The sequence below is a fragment of the uncultured Aquincola sp. genome, from assembly GCF_964001545.1.
Classification (GTDB): domain Bacteria; phylum Pseudomonadota; class Gammaproteobacteria; order Burkholderiales; family Burkholderiaceae_C; genus Aquincola.
Map to the genome: position 1 here is coordinate 1 of NZ_CAXFDV010000109.1, position 1,831 is coordinate 1,831.

The 1,831-nt window shown below is 66.4% G+C and carries 2 protein-coding genes; both read right to left on the reverse strand.

The genetic code is table 11. The features are described 5' to 3' along the window. Window positions 1–756: sugar ABC transporter permease (locus ABNT58_RS03750; protein WP_348752175.1), on the reverse strand; the 756-nt coding region annotated here is incomplete at its 3' end. Between the two features lie 28 nt (window positions 757–784). Then, the coding region (locus tag ABNT58_RS03755) for an ABC transporter substrate-binding protein (RefSeq protein WP_348752176.1) at window positions 785–1,831 on the reverse strand (1,047 nt) is incomplete at its 5' end.

Consider the following 1,831-nt stretch of genomic DNA (forward strand, 5'->3'; position numbering starts at 1 on the left):
CGGCGCGGCGGTGCCGCTGCTGGCGATGATCTGCACCTGGGTGAACAGCTGGAAGGCGTAGATGGTGGTGGTGACCACCACGAAGATGGTGGTGTTCTTCAGCAGCGGCAGCGTGATCCAGAAGAACTGCTGGCCGGGCGTGGCGCCGTCGAGCTTGGCGGCCTCGTACAGGTCTTCGGGGATGGACTGCAGGCCGGCCAGGAACACCAGCATCTGAAAGCCCACGCCCTGCCAGATCGACAGCGCGATGACCGCATACATGACCAGCGTGGGGTCGCGCAGCCAGTCGTAGGGGCCCAGCATGCCGAAGCTCAGGGCCGAGACGAAGCGGTTGATGACGCCGCCGTCGGGGTTGTACATCAGCGACCACACCACGGCCACGACGGCCATGGTGGTGGCCACCGGCATGAAGTACACCGTGCGGAAGATGCGCGAGCCCTTCAGCGGCTTGTTCACCATCACCGCCAGCAGCAGCGCAAAGGCCGACTGCAGCGGTGCCACCACGGCCACGAACAGGAAGTTGTTCTTCAGCGCGGCCCAGAAGGAATCGTCCTCGAACAGCCGCAGGTAGTTGCGCAGGCCGACGAAGTCGGTGCCCAGCTCCTCGCTGGTGACGAGGCGCTGGTCGGTGAACGACAGCACGAAGGCCATCAGGAAGGGCAGGCCCAGGAATAGGAACAGCAGGACGACACCTGGCGCCGCGAAGAGCCAGGCGCCGGGCGTGGCGGCGCTCGGCTTGGGTTGGGGAATCTGCATCGCGGTGCTCATGTGTGTGCCTGCGGCCTCAGCGGCTCGGGTAGCCCTTGTTGTCCTCGATGGTCTGGTCGATCTTCTTGGCCGCCTTGTCCAGCTCCTTCTGGGCGTCGGCGCCGCCGAAGATGTTGTTCATCGCCTCGGCGAAGGCGCTGGAGATGGCGGGGTAGGCCGGGGTTTCGGGCCGCACCACGGCCACGCCCTTGTTGAGCTGGTCGACGTACAGGCGCAGCGGGCCGCCGGCCGCGTAGTGCTTGCTGGCGGCCTGGGCTTCGGTGGTGCCGGGCACCGCGCCGTTGCCGTCGGTCACGCGCAGGATCTCGTTCTTGCTCATCAGGTGGGCCAGCACCTTGGCCGCCGCATCGGGCGCCTTGCAGTCGGCCGAGATGCCGAAGTTCCACGAGCCGGCGCCGGTGGCGGCCTTGGCGCCCAGCTTGGGCATGGGCAGCAGCACCAGGTCGTCGCCCAGCGCCTTCTTGTAGTCGTTGTAGACCCAGTGGCCCACCCACGACAGCGCCGACTTGCCGGCGGCGAAGTCGCCGTCGTTCTTGGCAGCTGGGTTGACGTAGCCGGCCTTGATCCAGCCCTGCAGCGTCTGCGCGGCCTTGACCGAGGCGGGGCCGTTGAGCACGCCCTTGGCGGTCTTGTAGGTCTTGCGGTCGATCAGGTCGCCGCCGAAGCTTTGCAGCATTGGCGCGAAGCCGTACGACACCCATTCACCGATGCCGTAGTTGAACTTCATGTCCAGAGGGAAGGGCACGCCCGCGGCCTTGAGCTTCTTGAGCGCGTCTTCGAATTCGGCCAGCGTCCAGGCGTCGTCCACGCCCTTCGGAATGCGGATGCCGGCGGCCGTCAGCGTCTTCTTGTTGGCCCAGATGGCCAGGCCCGAGTCGAATTGTCCGACGCTGTAGAGCTTGCCGTTGTAGGTGCCCTGGCGCACCAGGGTGGGCAGCATCTGGCCCTTGACGGCCTGCAGTGGCGCATAGCCGTCCAGCGGCACGATCTTCTTGGTCCAGGCGTAGTTGTAGACGTTGGGGCCGTCGAAATCGAGCACGCAGGGCAGCTTCTTGGCCAGCGC